Annotated in this window: 12 protein-coding genes; 3 read left to right on the top strand and 9 right to left on the bottom strand. The window is 69.0% G+C overall.

Translation table 11 applies throughout. The annotated features are described in order from the left end of the window. Window positions 1–83: 83 nt before the first annotated feature. The gene (locus JOE67_RS12260; protein WP_338041596.1) at window positions 84–749 is read left to right on the top strand and encodes a DNA alkylation repair protein; all 666 of its coding nucleotides are present in this window, start codon (window positions 84–86) and stop codon (window positions 747–749) included. A 46-nt stretch (window positions 750–795) separates the two neighbouring features. Here JOE67_RS12260 and guaA read toward each other — a convergent pair whose 3' ends face one another. From guaA to JOE67_RS12235, 5 genes are all read right to left on the bottom strand, one after another. Next, window positions 796–2,382 carry a glutamine-hydrolyzing GMP synthase gene (guaA, locus tag JOE67_RS12255; RefSeq protein ID WP_204975828.1) on the bottom strand — a complete coding sequence of 529 codons (1,587 nt, stop codon included), beginning with the start codon at window positions 2,380–2,382 and terminating at the stop codon, window positions 796–798. Then, window positions 2,379–2,861, bottom strand: a complete 483-nt coding sequence (locus tag JOE67_RS12250; RefSeq protein WP_204975827.1) for a DUF3817 domain-containing protein — start codon at window positions 2,859–2,861, stop codon at window positions 2,379–2,381. The genes guaA and JOE67_RS12250 overlap by 4 nt, the downstream gene beginning before the upstream one ends. A gap of 131 nt (window positions 2,862–2,992) precedes the next feature. Then, the gene (locus JOE67_RS12245; protein WP_204975826.1) at window positions 2,993–7,591 is read right to left on the bottom strand and encodes an ExeM/NucH family extracellular endonuclease; all 4,599 of its coding nucleotides are present in this window, start codon (window positions 7,589–7,591) and stop codon (window positions 2,993–2,995) included. 160 nt (window positions 7,592–7,751) lie between these two features. Continuing rightward, window positions 7,752–8,552 carry an SURF1 family protein gene (locus tag JOE67_RS12240; protein WP_239528129.1) on the bottom strand — a complete coding sequence of 267 codons (801 nt, stop codon included), beginning with the start codon at window positions 8,550–8,552 and terminating at the stop codon, window positions 7,752–7,754. Continuing rightward, window positions 8,549–9,667: a GuaB3 family IMP dehydrogenase-related protein gene (locus tag JOE67_RS12235; RefSeq protein ID WP_204975825.1), complete on the bottom strand. Its 1,119-nt coding sequence runs from the start codon at window positions 9,665–9,667 to the stop codon at window positions 8,549–8,551. The genes JOE67_RS12240 and JOE67_RS12235 overlap by 4 nt, the downstream gene beginning before the upstream one ends. A 599-nt stretch (window positions 9,668–10,266) precedes the next feature. On the opposite strand from JOE67_RS12235, the gene JOE67_RS15590 reads away from it, so the two are divergent. Beyond that, on the top strand, window positions 10,267–10,761 hold the full coding sequence (locus tag JOE67_RS15590; protein ID WP_338041595.1) for an endonuclease domain-containing protein: 495 nt from the start codon (window positions 10,267–10,269) through the stop codon (window positions 10,759–10,761). Between the two features lie 131 nt (window positions 10,762–10,892). Here the strand turns inward: JOE67_RS15590 and JOE67_RS12225 are convergent, their stop codons facing one another. From JOE67_RS12225 to JOE67_RS12215, 3 genes are all read right to left on the bottom strand, one after another. After that, window positions 10,893–12,581, bottom strand: a complete 1,689-nt coding sequence (locus JOE67_RS12225; RefSeq protein WP_204975823.1) for an ATP-binding cassette domain-containing protein — start codon at window positions 12,579–12,581, stop codon at window positions 10,893–10,895. Window positions 12,582–12,756: 175 nt separating this feature from the next. Further along, the gene (locus JOE67_RS12220) at window positions 12,757–14,208 is read right to left on the bottom strand and encodes a pyridoxal phosphate-dependent decarboxylase family protein (protein WP_204975822.1); all 1,452 of its coding nucleotides are present in this window, start codon (window positions 14,206–14,208) and stop codon (window positions 12,757–12,759) included. Continuing rightward, complete coding sequence (locus tag JOE67_RS12215) at window positions 14,205–15,560, bottom strand: MFS transporter (RefSeq protein ID WP_204975821.1); 1,356 nt, start codon at window positions 15,558–15,560, stop codon at window positions 14,205–14,207. The genes JOE67_RS12220 and JOE67_RS12215 overlap by 4 nt, the downstream gene beginning before the upstream one ends. Between JOE67_RS12215 and JOE67_RS12210 the strand changes: the two genes are divergently transcribed. Next, window positions 15,559–15,699, top strand: a complete 141-nt coding sequence (locus tag JOE67_RS12210; protein WP_204975820.1) for a hypothetical protein — start codon at window positions 15,559–15,561, stop codon at window positions 15,697–15,699. The genes JOE67_RS12215 and JOE67_RS12210 overlap by 2 nt on opposite strands. Here the strand turns inward: JOE67_RS12210 and JOE67_RS12205 are convergent. Next, window positions 15,682–16,236: an OsmC family protein gene (locus JOE67_RS12205; protein WP_204975819.1), complete on the bottom strand. Its 555-nt coding sequence runs from the start codon at window positions 16,234–16,236 to the stop codon at window positions 15,682–15,684. The two genes, JOE67_RS12210 and JOE67_RS12205, sit on opposite strands and share 18 nt — an antisense overlap. Between the last annotated feature and the right edge of the window lie 3 nt (window positions 16,237–16,239).

Genomic DNA, 16,239 nt, shown 5'->3' with positions numbered 1-16,239 from the left:
GTGGAATCCGGACGGAGCCCGCGCTCAGGTCGACGAAGCGCGACGAACCGCGACCTGGGCGCGGTTCTGTGGGATCGTTCTTCATGATGAGTCTCGTCGTGAGCATCCGCACCGCGCTTCGTCAGGCTGCCGACCCGTCGATCGCTCCGGGTCAGCAGGAGTACATGAAGTCGGCCATGCCGTTCCTGGGGGTGCGGGTCCCCGCCGTCCGCGCGCTGGTGCGGGAGGCCACTCGGGATGCCATCGAGGCGCCTGAGCTGCTCGATGCCGCGCTCGCGCTGTGGCGCGAGGCGGCTTTCCGCGAAGAACGCTACGCGGCACTCGTGCTCGTCGCCCTGAAGCCGCTGCGCGGCGACGCGACGCTGCTGCCGGTGCACGAGGAGATGATCCGCACCGGCGCCTGGTGGGATCTGGTCGACGAGGCCGCGCATCGGCTTCGCGAGATCTTCGACGTCGACCCCGAGCTCATGGCCGTCGAGATGCGCGTCTGGGCCGACGACGACGATCTCTGGGTGCGGCGCGCGGCGATCATCTCTCAGATCGGACGTCGGGATGCCACCGACCTCGACGTGCTCGAGTACGCCATCCTCGCGAGCGTCGAGGACCCCGAGTTCTTCCTCCGCAAGGCCATCGGCTGGGCACTGCGCGAGTACGGCAAGCACGACCCGGATTGGGTGCGGACGTTCGTCTCAGAGCATCCGGAGCTGTCGCCCCTGTCACGGCGCGAGGCGCTGAAGAATCTCGGCTGAGCTTGCCCCCGATAGGAAGAAGGGGCCGCTCTCGCGACCCCTTCTCTCACTCCCACTCGATGGTTGCCGGCGGCTTCGAGGTGACGTCGAGCACGACGCGGTTGATCTCGCGCACCTCGTTGGTGATGCGGTTCGAGATCTTCGCGAGCACGTCGTAGGGCAGGCGCGTCCAGTCAGCAGTCATCGCGTCCTCCGACGACACCGGGCGCAGCACCACCGGGTGACCGTAGGTGCGGCCATCGCCCTGCACGCCCACCGAGCGCACGTCGGCGAGCAGCACGACGGGGCACTGCCAGATGGTCTGGTCGAGGCCCGCCTTGGTGAGCTCCTCGCGAGCGATCGCGTCGGCCTCGCGCAGGATCTCGAGGCGCTCGCGGGTGACCTCGCCGATGATCCGGATGCCGAGACCCGGCCCGGGGAACGGCTGGCGGCCGACGATCGCCTCGGGGATGCCGAGCTCCCGGCCGATCGCGCGGACCTCGTCCTTGAACAGCGCACGCAGCGGCTCGACGAGCTCGAAGTCGAGGTCGTCAGGCAGACCGCCCACGTTGTGGTGCGACTTGATGTTCGCGGTGCCCGCTCCCCCGCCCGACTCGACGACGTCGGGGTACAGGGTGCCCTGCACGAGGAACTTCACGGGAGCGCCGCCGGTGGCCTTGGCCTCTTCGACGAGGTCGCGCTGCACCTGCTCGAACGCGCGGATGAACTCGCGGCCGATGATCTTGCGCTTGGTCTCGGGGTCGGTGACGCCCTCGAGATGACCGAGGAAGGTATCGACCGCGTCGACCGTGATCAGACGCACACCGGTGGACTCGACGTAGTCCTTCTCGACCTGCTCGCGCTCGCCCTTGCGCAGCAGTCCGTGGTCGACGAACACAGCGGTCAGCTGGTCGCCGATCGCCTTGTGCACGAGAGCGGTCGAGACGGCCGAGTCGACGCCTCCGGAGAGAGCCGAGATGACGCGTGCGTCGCCGACCTGCTCGCGGATGCGCTCGATCTGCTCGGCGATGACGTTGTCGCTGTTCCAGTCGGCGGGAAGACCCGCACCGCGGTGCAGGAAGTTCTCGATGATCGCCTGGCCGTGGTCGGAGTGCTTGACCTCGGGGTGCCACTGCACGCCGTAGAGCTTGCGCTCCTCGTTGGCGAACGCGGCGACCTTCGTGGCGTCGGTGGTGGCGAGCACGTCGAAGCCCTCCGGGGCGCGCGAGACCTGGTCGCCGTGGCTCATCCACACGTTCTGCTCGGCCGGCTGGCCGGCGAGCAGCGTGCTCTCTGTGGCGGGGATGTGCGCGTCGGTCGCGCCGTACTCGCGCAGACCGGTGTGGGCCACCTCGCCGCCGAGGGTCTGCGCCATGTACTGGAAGCCGTAGCAGATGCCGAGCGTGGGCACACCCAGCTCGAACACGGCCGGGTCGAGCTGGGGTGCCCCGTCTTCGTACACCGACGACGGGCCGCCGGAGAGGATGAGCGCGACGGGGTTCTTCGCGGCGATCTCCTCAGCGGTCGCGGTGTGCGGCACGATCTCGCTGTACACGCCCGCTTCGCGGACGCGGCGGGCGATCAGCTGCGCATACTGCGCTCCGAAGTCGACGACCAGCGCGGGGCGCTGCTGGGTCTCGGTCTGCTCGGTCAACGGGCACCTTCCGGGGTGGTGGTCGCGGGGGCCGAAGACTGCTCGGCGGCCTCGCGCTGGGCGAGATAGGCCTTCACGTCGCGCGCGACGCGCGTCTCCATGAAGAAGGACAGCAGGGGGATGACGCCGCCGAGCGCGAGCAGGATGAAGCGCACGAACGGCCAGCGCATCATGCTCCACATACGGAAGCAGGCGAACAGGTAGACGACGTAGAACCAGCCGTGGGCGACGAGGATGCCCTGGGACACGTTGAATCCGTCGCCGGTCGACTCGAGCCCGTTGGCGGTCTCGACGACCTCGGCGAACCAGAGCGGTCCGCCAGATCCTCCGAGGAAGAGTTCGAGGTGGATCGGCGTGTACTTCAGCACCATCTCCGCACAGAGCAGCAGCAGCATGACGCCGGTGATGATCGATGCGACCTGGTAGAACTTCAGCGCTCCGCGGATCGCCGGAAAGCTGGCGACTCTGGGCTCGGGCATGCCCTCCATTCTAGCCGCCGGATACCGCGCCCATCACGCGACCGCCAGAAGCCCGGGTTGCCCGCCGTTCATGCATCGGTGCCCGCCACCCCTCTCGGGATGACGGGCACCGATGCTGCGGAGAGCGCGGGTCAGGCTGCGGAGGCCTTGGGGCCCTTGCCGTTTCCGTTGCCCTTGCCGTTGCCCTTGAAGATCGACACGGAGTCGGTCATCTCGGTGCCGTCGGCGCGCACGAGCACGAGGTCGTGCACGTGCGGCTTGGCCGCGACCGGGATGCCGACCGACGAGTCGATCTCGCCGTTCTCGTCGGCGGTGAGCGTGGTCAGGGTGTACACCTCGGCCTTGCCCTTGGTCGCGCGAAGCTCGATCGTGACGACCTCGCCCGGCTTCAGACCGGCAGCGGTCACATCGACCGTGTCGCCCGCCCGCACCGAGTCGGCACCGGCCGAGAACGTCGGGTCGACCGGCTCAGGAGCATCTTCGGCGACCGTGAACGGCAGCGTGACCGCTGCGCCCACGTTCGGCGTTGCGACGAGCGCCTTGCCCGCAGCCCCGGCAGGAACCGTGAACTGGATGCTCGCCCGCCCGACCTCGTCGGTCGTGCTCACGACCGACGCGTCGACGTTCGCCGTGCCGACGACTGCTCCGCCGAGCGACAGCTCGACGCTGGTCGGCACCTGCTCGCCGGCGCTGAACGCCAGCGACGAGAGCGCCACGGTGACCACGTCGCCCGTCTTGTACCCCTCCGCTCCCGCAACGGGGGTGATGGTCGCGCCGACCGCACGCTGGTCGAGGTCGGGGCTCGCCGTCTTGTTGGCGGCGAACCAGTCGACCATCGACTGCAGGTCGATCTTTCCGGTGTCCTTCGGGCTCGTGCCCTTCGCGAGGGTGAAGAAGTTGTCTCCACCGGATGCGAGGAACGAGTTCGCCGCGACCGTGTACGAGGCGGCGGGATCGATCGCCTTGCCGTTCAGCGTGACCGAGGTGATGCGCTGCCCCTGTGTCGCGGTGGGGTCGTACGTGTACGACAGCCCCTCCGACAGACCGAGCTTGAGGAACGGACGGCTCGCCCCCGCGGGCTGCCACTGCTCCTCGAGCACGGCCTTGAGCTGGGCCCCGGTGAGCTGTGTCGTGACCAGCGTGTTGGCGAACGGCTGCACGGTCGCCGCCTCACGGTAGGTGACGTTGCCGTCGGGGTCGTTCGCGTTCGACGAGGCGTAGGTCAGGTTGGCGCGGAGGCCACCCGGGTTCATCAGCGCGACGTCGGCGCCGGTGGCCCACTTCTGCACGTCGGCGACGAAGTTGCCGATGGTCGACTCGCCGCCGCGGTTCTCGGTGCCGTCGGCCTGACGTGCACGGTTGAGGTTCGCGGTGATGTCGCCCACCTTGACGGCGCCGAGCACGTCGGCCTCCTTCTTGGCGGCGTCGACGATGGCCTGCACCTCGGCGACCGGCTGGTAGTTGCCGGCGAGCGGGCGGATCTCGTTCGTGATCGAGATGATCTCCTTCTTCTTCGGGTCGACCTTGACGTTCATCACGCCCATGTTCTCGCCGTACTGGCCGGCCGAGACGACCGGCCGGCCGTCGATGACGTGGTTGTAGGCGAGGTGGGTGTGCGCCGAGACGATCGCGTTCACGTCGTCGCCGACGCCGTAGACGATCTGGCCGAGTGCCGACTCGGGGGTGATGCTGTCGACCGAGACGGTCGTCGCACCCTCGTGGACGAGAAGCACGATCACGTCGGCCTCGCCGTTCGCCTCGTCTCCGTCGCGCAGGGCGGCGGCGGCGTCGTTGACCGAGTCGACGATGCCGCGCACCTCGAGGTCGGCGATGCCGGCCGGCGAGACGAGCGAGTCGAGCTCTTCGGTCACGGCGCCGACGAATCCGACGCTGACGCCGTCGAAGTCCTTCACCCACGACGGGGCGAGAGCGGTCTTGTCGGTGCCCTTGAGGAACACGTTCGACGAGATGTACTCCCAGTCGGCGCGGTCCTGCACACGGTCGCGCAGGTCTGCCCAGCCCTGGTCGAACTCGTGGTTGCCAGCGGCGCTGACATCGAGACCTGCCGCGTTGAGCGCGTCGATGGTCGGGTTGTCGTCCTGGATGAACGAGGTGAACGTCGAGGCACCGATCAGGTCGCCCGCTGCAGCGAAGACCGTGTTGGGGTTCGCGTCGCGCAGCGACTTCACCGCTCCCGCCAGCACTGCGGCGCCGGCCGCCTTGCCGTCGGCCTCGACACGGCCGTGGAAGTCGTTGATCGTGGCGATGTCGATGCTGACCGGAGGGAGGGTCGACGAGACGCCGACGAGGATCGGGTCGTGGTCGCTCGAGCGGTAGGGCGTGCCGGTCTCAGTGGCGCCGTAGGCATAGCCGCGGTCGCTCCACTCCGGCGAGTTGACGGTCCACGCGTTCGCGCCCGTGATCGACGCGGCCAGCGACGGCGACGCGATCACGTGGTCGAGCGAGCCGAGCTCGCCGTCGAACGTGTACGTGTAGGTTCCCGGCGAGTGCGCCGGAACCGTGTCGACCCATCCCTTCGAGGTGAACACGTCGATCGGGTCCTCGTGACCGTAGGCGTTGAAGTCGCCGATCAGCAGCATGTCACTGCCGTGCTCAGCCGCGAGGCGGTCGGTGAAGGCGAGCAGCGACTCGGCCTGCTTCACGCGGTCGGCGTTGAAGAAGCCCTGCCCGTCGGCCGGCTGAGTGCCGCTGCCCGACTTCGACTTGAAGTGGTTGGCCACGACCGTGACGGTTCGACCGTCGGCGTCGAAGGCCTGGGCGATCGGCTCACGGGCATTGCCCCAGACCGTCTCGTCGTCGATCGTCTGCGCATCGCCGCGCGGCTTGACCTCGGCGGGCTTGTAGATGATCGCATTGGTGATGAAGTCGGTGGTCGACGCGTTCTGCAGCGTTTCGGGCATCGGCACGTAGTCCCAGACATCGCTTCCGGCGGCCGCATTCAGGCCGTCGACGAGGTCGGCGAGGGCCGTGTCGGCGGGCTTGCCGAGCTTGACCGAGTTCTCGATCTCCATGAGCGAGACGACATCGGCATCCATCTTGTTGATCGCAGAGACGATCTTCGACTTCTGGATGGCGAACTCCGCTGCGGTCTTGGCACCGCGTGCGTTCGAGTCCTCGCTCACGAGAGTCGTGAAGTAGTTGTAGACGTTGAACGACGCGATCTTCACATCGCCGCCGACAGCGGGCACCTCGGGGCGCGGGTTCTTCGTGGTGAAGCCGAACTTCTCGGCCGCGGGCGAGGCGCTGTCGAGCGGCTTGACCGGCTGCAGGCGCCAGTCGTCGAAGCCGTACTGCAGCACGAGTCCCTTGCCGCCGAAGTCGACGGCGTCGCCGTTGCGCACGACCGTGTCCTTCGTGAAGTACGGCTGGTCGTTCGGGTGGCCGCTGTTGGTCACCTGGATGTTGAATCCGTCATCGAGCAGGATGCGATCGGCGCGGTTCGCCGCGGCGATGGCGTCCGCCTCGGCACCGGGGCGCTTCAGCTCGGTGCCCTTGACGTTCAGCTCGCCGGGGTTCAGCCACAGCGCACCGAAGTTGAACAGCTGGTGGCTGGACGCCACCAGGTAGTCGCCGGTGGGCAGCACGAGCATGCTCTCGTACGCCTCACGGGCGGTGCCGACGACGCTGGTCGGCAGCGGGGTGAGCGTCGGCACGCCGACGCCGGCAGTGACGAGGGAGACGCCGGATGCCGCCGCCGGAGTGATCTGCGTCTGACCGAAGTACTCGTCGACCACGCCCGTCACCGACACGAGGTCGCCGATCGCGCCCGGGACGCTCTTGCCGTTCAGATACACGAAGACGCCGTCGGATGCCCCTGGGGTCTTGTCGTCGGCGCCACCCGAACCGGCGGTCTGGATCACGATGCCCGCGTAGCCGCCGGTGCGGTGATCGGCCGTGATGATGCCCTCGACCGTGACCGTCTTGCCCTTCATCGGCGACACGTCGGTCGTGCCCTGCACGTCGGCGATGCTGACCTTCTCGCCTGGCTCGGGGTCGGTGCCGGGGTCGGTCCCGCCGCCGGTGCCACCGGAGTTGGTGGGCGTGATGGATGCCGAGAGCGAGAAGTCGGTCTTGTTGCTGTCGGTGTCCTTGCCGTCGGTGCGGTTCAGCGACTTGACGTCGCTGTTGCCGGCCGGCGCGCCGGCGACCGCGCCCTCGAACGTGTTCGACGTGCCATAGCCGAGCAGGTCGACGACGTTCGCAGCCCCCGCCGCGTCGCCGACGGGCAGCGTCACAGCAGTGGTGCTCTGCACCAGCGCGATCGTGCCCGTGGTTCCGCTGGGGGTCAGGGTGCTGGTCTGATCGGGCGTCGGCAGGTCGGCTCCGGCGGTGCCGTTGCTGTTCGCCTGCACGAGGAAGTAGCCGCCGGCTTTGATCGTGCCCTTGAGCGCGACCACGCCGTTCGAGGCGCCGGTGCCGGTCGATGAGCGGTACTGCAGTGACATCCCGTCGAGGACGACATCCTTGTCGGTCGGGTTGTGCAGCTCGACGAACTTGTTCTTGAAGGCGGCGCCTGAGCTGCCGCCCGACAGGTAGGCCTCGTTGATCACGACGCCCGTGCCTGCGACGTTCGCCATGGCGGGGGCGGCGATGAGCGTTCCCATACTCATCGTGAACGCCGTCGTCAGCGCGAGCGCCGCGATGCGCCCCCGCTTTCTCTGTGATGCGACGGGAACCGCGCGGTTCCGGTCAGCGGGGTCGGGCATCATGTATGCGGTCTCCTCGTTCAGGGAAGGTCGACGGAGCTCGTGGATCCGTCTTCGCGTGCACGAGGTCGCGCACGCGCATGAATGTGACCATAGGCCCGACTCCGGACATCGGGCAAGCAGTTTCGCCGGCCCGTCACCGGATGGTCACCGAGTGGACGCCTCAGGCGCGGGAGTCCTCGAATTCCTCGACCTCTCGCTCCCACGCGTCCTTCGCGAGGCGGTACCAGAGGTAGAAGGCGAAGCCCGCGAAGATCGCCCATTCGGCGGCGTAGAAGATGTTGAGCCAGTTGATCGGCGACTTCTCGGCCGGCGCGGGCGAGTGGATGTCGACAAGGCCTGCGGGGGCCGTGAGGGATGCCAGATAGGGGCGGTACACGTCGAGCTGCTCGACGTCGTGCCACTGGCCGAGCAGAGCCGCCGGCGACATCCTTGTCAGCGCGAAGATGTCGTCCGCGGGCGGCAGCTCGACGCCCTCGTCGTCGATGAGACGGCCCGTCAGCTCGACCTCGGAGGCGTCCCCACGCGCGAGCGCCGCCGCCGCGGCATCCGCACGCTCGCGGGTCGGAGCCCAGCCGAGCGCGACCGCGATCGACGCGCGATCGGCGACCCGCAGCTGACCCGTGACCCAGTACCCCTCTTCACCCTCGTTGAATCGCGAGGAGATCACGATGAAGTCCTCCGTGATCCATTCGCCGCTCGTCGTGACCTTCTGTCCGCCGAGCAGCTCGGGGAGGTACTGCCCCGGCTCGATCACGTCGTCGATCGGACGCACCTGCTCGGTCGCCCCCGGGGCGGGCGGGTCGGTGTCGATGGCGCGGGCGAGCTGCCACTGGCCGAGCCAGGCGAAGACGCCGGCGACGACGAGGCACAGCACGAGCACGCCGATCCAGCGCCCCCGCAGCATGACCTCACGCAGCGTCGGCGGGAACTCCTGCGGCGTGACCGGCTGAGACTCGGTCATCCCAGCTCGTAGGGGGCGAGCACGACCTCGACCCGCTGGAACTCCTTCAGGTCGGAGTATCCAGTGGTCGCCATCGACTTGCGCAGCGCGCCGATGAGGTTGGCCGTGCCGTCGGCGACGGGCGCCGGGCCGAAGAGGATCTGCTCGAGGTCGGCGACGCGCTCGACCTCGACACGGCGCCCGCGGGGCAGCTCCGGGTGGTGCGCTTCCGCACCCCAGTGGAAGCCCTGCCCGGGAGCGTCGGTCGCCCGCGACAGCGCGACGCCCAGCATCACCGCATCCGCCCCCATCGCGAGAGCCTTCACCATGTCGCCCGACGTGCCGACGCCGCCGTCGGCGATCACGTGCACGTAGCGCCCACCCGACTCGTCGAGGTAGTCGCGGCGAGCCGCGGCGACATCCGACACGGCGGTCGCCATGGGGGCATGGATGCCGAGGGTTACGCGCGTGGTCGACGCCGCTCCCCCGCCGAAGCCGACGAGCACACCGGCCGCGCCCGTGCGCATCAGGTGCAGTGCCGCAGTGTAGGTCGATGCGCCGCCGACGATGACGGGAACGTCGAGATCGTAGATGAACTTCTTCAGGTTGAGCGGCTCGATGGCGCTCGAGACGTGCTCGGCCGACACGGTCGTGCCGCGGATCACGAAGAGGTCGACGCCTGCGGCGACGACGGTCTCGTACAGCTCCTGCGTGCGCTGCGGGGTCAGCGAGCCGGCGACCGTGACTCCCGCCTCGCGGATCTCGGCCAGACGCTGCTTGACCAGCTCGGGCTTGATCGGCTCGGAGTACAGCTGCTGCATGCGCACGGTCGCGCTCTCGGCTGGCAGCGCCGCGATCTCGTCGAGCATCGGCTGCGGGTCGTCGTAGCGGGTCCACAGGCCCTCGAGGTCGAGCACTCCCAACCCGCCCAGCCTGCCCAGCTTGATGGCCGTGGCTGGGCTGACGACCGAGTCCATCGGCGCGCCGAGCACCGGGATGTCGAACTGGAACGCGTCGATCGTCCACGCCGTCGAGACGTCGGACGGATTGCGGGTTCGTCGCGATGGGACCACCGCGATGTCGTCGAACGTGTACGCGCGGCGCGCGCGCTTGCCTCGGCCGATCTCGATGTCCATGCTCACTCCTCCAGCCTACCCGTGGTGATCCGGGCGCCCTGCTCTCGCTCCGCAGCTCGCTGCTCCGTCATCCAGAACAGGCCGATTATCCAGGACAGGCCGGATTCCGGGCATCCATCCTGCCCTCGACAACCGTCCTGTTCTCGTTTGCCGCAACTCGTCCTGCACATCCGGTCTCGAAAGCGACTCGTCCCCCGATCGCAGGAATCGGCCCTCTGACCGAGGGCGGCCGCGGCCATCGTCGAAGGATGAGGGCTCCGATCATGACCTGGATGCAGCAGCACAACGGAATCGCGCACAGCAGCCGGCTGCGCGCGGCCGGCTACACCCAGCATGAGATCGGTCGGGCCGTGCATGCTGGACAGCTCGAGCGGATACGCCGTTCATGGCTGGTCTCCGCACACTGCTCGCGTGCACGACGTGCGGCCGCTCACGTGAGCGGCCGGGTTACCTGCGTCACCGCTGCCTCGGAATTGGATCTTTGGTCAGTCCCCGACACGAGGATCCACATCGCCGTGCCATCGACGTCCTCCCGGATCAACGCACCGAATCGGGTCATGCACTGGGCGTCAGGGCCCGCCCCGGTCGCACGATTCGCCGTGAACGAGCCGATCCTGAACGTGCTCTATCACGTCGCCCGCTGCCTGGAACCCTCAGACGCGACGGCGATCTGGGAGTCGGCGCTGCACAGGAGTCTGGTCACGCTCCCGCAGCTGCGTCGCACGGCGTGGCACAGCACTGCGGTGGACACCGTGATCGAGATGGTCGGCGCGCTCTCGGACTCCGGAGTCGAGACGACCTTTTTGCGGATATGTCAGACCCGCGGCGTCGATGTGCGGCAGCAGGTGCTCATCGACGGGCATCGGGTCGATGCTCTCATCGGCGAGCGGCTCGTCGTGCAGCTCGACGGGTTCGAGTTCCACAGCGCCGCGAAGGATCGTCGCCGTGATCTGCGGCAGGATGCCAGGCTCGCGCTGCTCGGATACACGGTGCTGCGCTTCGACTACCAGCAGGTCATGTTCGACGCCGGGTACGTGCAGCAGACCATCGTCAACGCCGTCGCACAGGGGTTGCATCGTGCACCCCGGCATTGACACGGCAGCTCGGCCATCCGAGAACAGGCCGATTGCTCAGGACAGGACGCATTCCGGGCATCCGTCCTGTCCTCGATGACCGTCCTGTCCTCGATGACTGTCCTGTCCTCGGCGACAGACCAGCAGCCCGCTCAGCGGGCGCGCGCCACCCGGCGTTCGTCCCAGACCGGCTGCTCCGACTCGTACACCTCGCCGTCCTGCCCGAAGACGAGGAAGCGGTCGAAGGAACGCGCGAACCAGCGGTCGTGCGTCACGGCGACGACCGTGCCCTCGAAGCGCGCGATGGCCAGCTCGAGCGCCTCGGCCGACTCGAGATCGAGGTTGTCTGTCGGCTCGTCGAGAAGCAGCAGCGTCGCGCCGCTCAGCTCGAGCAGCAGCACCTGGAACCGTGCCTGCTGGCCGCCGGACAGCTGATCGAACGCCTGCTGCGCCTGGCGCACCAGTCCGTAGCGGTCGAGCGCCGAACTCGCGGCGTCGCGTGGCATCCCCGCCCGCCGGTCGTCACCTCTGTGCAGGATGTCGAGCAGGGTGCGACCCATGAACTCCGGATGCGCGTGGGTCTGGGCGAACAGACCCGGCACCACCCGCGCGCCGAGCGTCGCCGCCCCGGTGTGCGCGACCGGGTCGAGCGCCTGTGCGGCATCGGTCAGATGCCCTCGCGACGGGTCGGGATCGCTGCCGCCGCCCGCGAGCAGTCGGAGGAAGTGCGACTTGCCCGATCCGTTCGAGCCGAGCACCGCGACCCGGTCGCCGAACCAGATCTCTGCATCGAAAGGGTTCATCAGTCCGGTCAGCTCGAGTCGCGAGCAGACGATGGCGCGCTTGCCCGTACGCGCACCGCGCAGCCGCATGTCGAAATCCTGCGCGGGCGGACGCTCCTCGGGCGGACCGGCCTCTTCGAACCATTTCAGGCGCGTCTGCGCCGCCCTGTACCGCGACGCGAATCCGTCGTTCGCGGTCGCCTTCACCTTCAGCGTCGCCACCAGCTTCCGCAGCTTCTCGTGCTGCTCGTCCCAGCGTCGGCGCAGCTCGTCGAGCCGTTCCATGCGCTCGTCCCGCGCCCGGTGATAGGTGCGGAACCCGCCGCCGTGCACCCATGCCACGGCACCCGCTCCCCCGACCTCGAGCGTCACGATGCGGTCGGCGGCGCGGGCGAGCAGCTCACGGTCGTGCGACACGAGCAGCACGGTCTTGGGTGTCTCGCGCAGGCGCTGCTCGAGCCAGCGCTTGCCGGGCACATCGAGGTAGTTGTCCGGTTCGTCGAGCAGCAGCACGTCGTCGGGGCCGCGCAGCAGTGCCTCCAGCGCGAGCCGCTTCTGCTCGCCGCCCGAGAGCGTTCCGAGGTCGCGGAACCGCGCGCGTTCGAACGGGATGCCCAGCGCCGACATCGTGCACTGGTCCCACACGGTCTCATGCTCGTACCCGCCCGCATCGGCGTAGTCGGCGATCGCGGTCGCGTATCGCATCTGCGTGCGCTCGGTGTCGTCGTCGATGAGCGCGTTCTCGGCCGCCTCGAGTGCTTCGGCCGCGGCTCGGATGCGCCCCGGCGCGACGCGGATCAGCAGGTCGTGCACGGTCGTCCCCGCCTCACCGTGCCCGATGAACTGATCCATCACGCCGAGCGACCCGTCGATCGTCACCACCCCGGCATCCGGTGAGAGCTCGCCGCGGATGATCCGCAGCATGGTCGACTTGCCCGCCCCGTTCGGGCCGATCAGAGCGCTGGTGGAGCCGGCGCTGACACGGAACGTCACCTCGTCGAGCAGCGGACGTCCGTCAGGGAGGGTCAGCGCGACGGCGCTGACATCGATGTGGCCCACCGTGGGCTCCTTCCGCCCGCCCTGTCGAGCAGCGAGCCGACCAGGCTATCAGTCGGCGGCGCCGGGCCGCACCACTCGCCGAGAACAGGCCGGATTCCCCGCATCCGTCCTGTTCTGGACAACCCGACTGCTCTGGCGGCAGACATTCCGCCGCGGAGAGACGACCAACGCCGGCTCAGGGCTCTGACATGCGTGCGAGCAGCTCGGTCAGCAGCGCCTCGGCTACCGGTCTCGGCAGCCGCTCGATCAGCGCCATGAGCGTCGCCATCGGCTGCTCGGCCGAGACCGAACCCGCGCCAGCGAGACGCAGCAGACGCCACGCCGCAGAGGGACCGGGTACGCGCCCGCCCTCGCCGTAGCCGAGAACCCGCAGCGCCGCCAGCAGTGCCCGCGGGTCGGACGGTGCGCGGCCGCGCACGTCGCCGGACGCTGCGGCGAGCGCGTCGACGAACTCCGTCACCCGCCGTTCGAGCACGGGGGTCAGGGTCAGGTGCGCACTGTGGGCGATACGAACACCATCGCTCTGCGTCAGGCCAGGTTGGTGCTGGATCTTCCAGCCGTACCTGACCATCGCGTCGGCCAGATGGTGCGGGTCGACACGCTGCGAGTCCGGCACGCCGGGATCCGCCCCGAGGGCGATCGCAGGTCCGGTCGGGTCGCCGATCACCCGCAGGCCGGGGATGCGCTCGACAGCCTCCCTGATCTCCTGCGCGACCCGGTGGATCGACTCGGTCAGCGCGCGATATCCGTCCACGCCGAGATGCTGCGTGATCGCCCACGCAGCCGCCAGCGGCGACGCCGATCGCGAGCCGAGCAGAGTCGGATTCACGACCGGATACCCCGCCCACGCGGTCGTCGCGAAGAACTGCGCACGGTGCCGCCGCCTTCCGCGCTGCAGCAGCACCGACACGCCCTTGGGTGCGTAGCCGAACTTGTGCAGGTCGGCGGAGATGCTCGTCACCCCCGGCACGCGGAAGTCCCAGGCCGCCGGAACGGGCCACCAGGGCAGCACGAATCCCCCGAAGCAGGAGTCGACGTGGCACGAGATGCCTCGAGCGGATGCGGCTGCCGCGACCTCGGTGATCGGATCGAGCGCTCCGGTCGGGTAGTTCGGCGCTGACACCACGACGAGCGCGACGTCGTCTCCCATCCGGGAGATCACGTCGGCTGCCGCCACCACGCCATCGGCCGAACAGGGCACCGCATCGAAGTCGAGATCGAACAGCTGCGCGGCCTTGATGAACGCGGCGTGCGCGGTGGCGGGTGCGACCAGGCGCGGACGCACCACCGCCCCCGGCTCCGCGTGCGACCGGCGCCACAGGTCCCGCGCCGTCTTCACGGCGAGCAGGCAGCTCTCAGTTCCGCCGCTGGTCACCGTGCCTGTGACGGATGCGCCGCCGTGCAGCATCCGGCGGGCGAAGCCGATGACATCCCGCTCCATCGCCGCGATCGACGGGAACACCGTCGGGTCGAGCCCGTTCAGCGGTCGTGCGAGGCGAGCGGCGGCATCCGCCAGCTCGTCGAGCTCGTCGAGGCCGGAATCGTAGACATACGACAGCACCCGCCCGCCGTGCGTGGGCGCATCGCCTGCGCGCAGCAGGCGAAGACGCTCGAGCACGTCGTTCATGCCGACGTGCCCACGATGTCGTGCTCACGCAGACGGTAGCGCGCGAGCACGACCAGGCTGAGCAGCATGAGAACGGCCGGCAGCAGGCTGAACGCCACCGCGATGCCCGCGACCGCGGCATCGGGTTGCACGGTTTCGACCTCCGCTGTCGTCTCGATGTAGCCCGTGACCGCGAGCACGATCGAGAGCACCGTGGCGCCGAGCGCCATGCCGGTCGTCTCGCCGGCCGTCCATACGCCGCTGAACACCCCTGCCCTGTTGGCGCTGCCGGCGGACGAGCGGTCGTGCGCGATGACGTCGGGCAGCATCGCCATGGGGAGGGTCTGCATGCCCGCGTAGGCCGCACCGGCGAGTGCCACGGGTGCGAGGATCCACCATCCCGGCATCCACACCATCAGTCCGAGGACGAGCGTCGCGACGAGGAAGACCGCGCTGGCGACCCGGAAACCCCGCTCCTTGCCGACACGGTCGGCAACGAGCTTCCACACCGGCGCCATCAGCAGCGCCGGCGCGATCAGAGCCACGAACAGCGGGGTCACGGCACCCTCATCACCCAGCACCCAGCGCGCCACGAACTGCGCGGCGGCGAGCATGAGCCCCGTAGCGAGCCCCTGCAGCATGAACGCGCCGAGCAGCACCCGGAACGGCTGGCTCTCGCGCAGTGCGACGATGCCCTCGCGGTAGTGGGCCGAGATCGACGCACCGGGGCGCACGGGCAACGGCGGCCGCCTCGGCGCCACCGTAGATGCGACGAAGAGTCCGACGCCGAGCAGGACGGCGGCGACGGCCGCCATCACCAGGTACCCGAGCAGCGGGTCGTCGGGGAACATGCCTCGGATCTCGGGTCCGCCGGCGCCGAACAGCAGGATGGCCACGGTGAGCATGACGACGCGCCAGGTGAGCAGGCGCGTCCGCTCTCGGTAGTCGTCGGTCAGCTCGGCCGGCAGCGCGATGTACGGCACCTGGAACAGACTGAAGCATGTCGCTGCGAGCATGAATGCGATCAGCACCCAGACAGCCGACGCGGTCGGGCCGATTCCTCCCGGCACGGCGAAGGTGAGGACGAACGCGATCGGCAGCCCGATCGAGCCCAGGAGCATGAGGCCCCGCCGAGAACCGGACCGGGCGAATGCGGTGTCGCTGAGCCCCCCGACCACAGGATCGATCAGTACGTCCCATACCTTTGCGCCGGTGACGATGGCGCCTGCGGCGAGTGCGGTCACACCGAGCGAATCGGTGAGGTAGTAGACGAGGACCAGTCCGGGGAGCGTGGCGAATCCGCCCGTGCCGAGCGACCCGATCGCGTAGCGGGTGATCTGTCCCCTGGAGAGCGGATTCGACGCTGAGCCCATGGGGCTCACTCTAGTGGCGGCCTCGGGCGTCCCACCGGCCCGCCCCGGCACGGCATCCGCCACACGCGAGGACGCGAGCGCGGCCGGATGCCGGATGCCGGATGCCGGATGCCGGATGCCGTCAGACGAGCGCCCCTGACACCGGGACGGGGTTCGCGAACACGTCGAGCACCGGGCAGTGCTCATCGACGACGGCGCGCAGCCGGTCGTAGTCGTCCGCGCTGTTCGGGCCCGTGATGTCGACCCGCACGCGCACATCGTGGAAGCCCGCACGGCCCGACTCGTCGATCCCGAACAGCTTTCGCACATCGAGGTCGCCCTCCGCGGTGATCTCGATGTCGTCGATCGTCAGCCCGAGCGCCTGTGCGTAGAGGCGGAACACGACCACCTGACATGACACGAGCGCGCCGAGGGCGTACTCGACCGGACTCGGAGCGGCGTCGTCACCGGCGAGACCAGCCGGCTCGTCGACGAGGAAGCGGTGCCTGCCCGAGGTGATCTCGGTGCCGACCGCACCGACCCCGCGGCCCGTCACCCTGTATGTGAGGGCGGCGTTCGCGACGTCACGGGCGATGCGATCGTTCCATGCGGAACCAGCGTCGGCCAGGCGTGCGGCGCGCTCATCGGCGGTGACGTCGGGGAGGACTGCGGTGATCTGGTCGCTGAGAAGAGTCATGTC

It is taken from the genome of Microbacterium esteraromaticum, assembly GCF_016907315.1.
Lineage (GTDB): Bacteria > Actinomycetota > Actinomycetes > Actinomycetales > Microbacteriaceae > Microbacterium > Microbacterium esteraromaticum.
This window is presented reverse-complemented; position numbering and strand designations above follow the sequence as displayed.

Excerpts from the sequence above, each read along its gene's own strand:
- JOE67_RS12245 (WP_204975826.1), bottom strand. The coding sequence starts at position 7,591 with ATGATGCCCGACCCCGCTGACCGGAACCGCGCGGTTCCCGTCGCATCA.
- JOE67_RS12205 (WP_204975819.1), bottom strand. The coding sequence starts at position 16,236 with ATGACTCTTCTCAGCGACCAGATCACCGCAGTCCTCCCCGACGTCACC.
- JOE67_RS12240 (WP_239528129.1), bottom strand. The coding sequence starts at position 8,552 with ATGACCGAGTCTCAGCCGGTCACGCCGCAGGAGTTCCCGCCGACGCTG.
- JOE67_RS12260 (WP_338041596.1), top strand. The coding sequence starts at position 84 with ATGATGAGTCTCGTCGTGAGCATCCGCACCGCGCTTCGTCAGGCTGCC.
- JOE67_RS12215 (WP_204975821.1), bottom strand. The coding sequence starts at position 15,560 with ATGGGCTCAGCGTCGAATCCGCTCTCCAGGGGACAGATCACCCGCTAC.
- JOE67_RS12250 (WP_204975827.1), bottom strand. The coding sequence starts at position 2,861 with ATGCCCGAGCCCAGAGTCGCCAGCTTTCCGGCGATCCGCGGAGCGCTG.
- JOE67_RS12220 (WP_204975822.1), bottom strand. The coding sequence starts at position 14,208 with ATGAACGACGTGCTCGAGCGTCTTCGCCTGCTGCGCGCAGGCGATGCG.
- JOE67_RS12235 (WP_204975825.1), bottom strand. The coding sequence starts at position 9,667 with ATGGACATCGAGATCGGCCGAGGCAAGCGCGCGCGCCGCGCGTACACG.
- JOE67_RS12210 (WP_204975820.1), top strand. The coding sequence starts at position 15,559 with ATGGGGCTCACTCTAGTGGCGGCCTCGGGCGTCCCACCGGCCCGCCCC.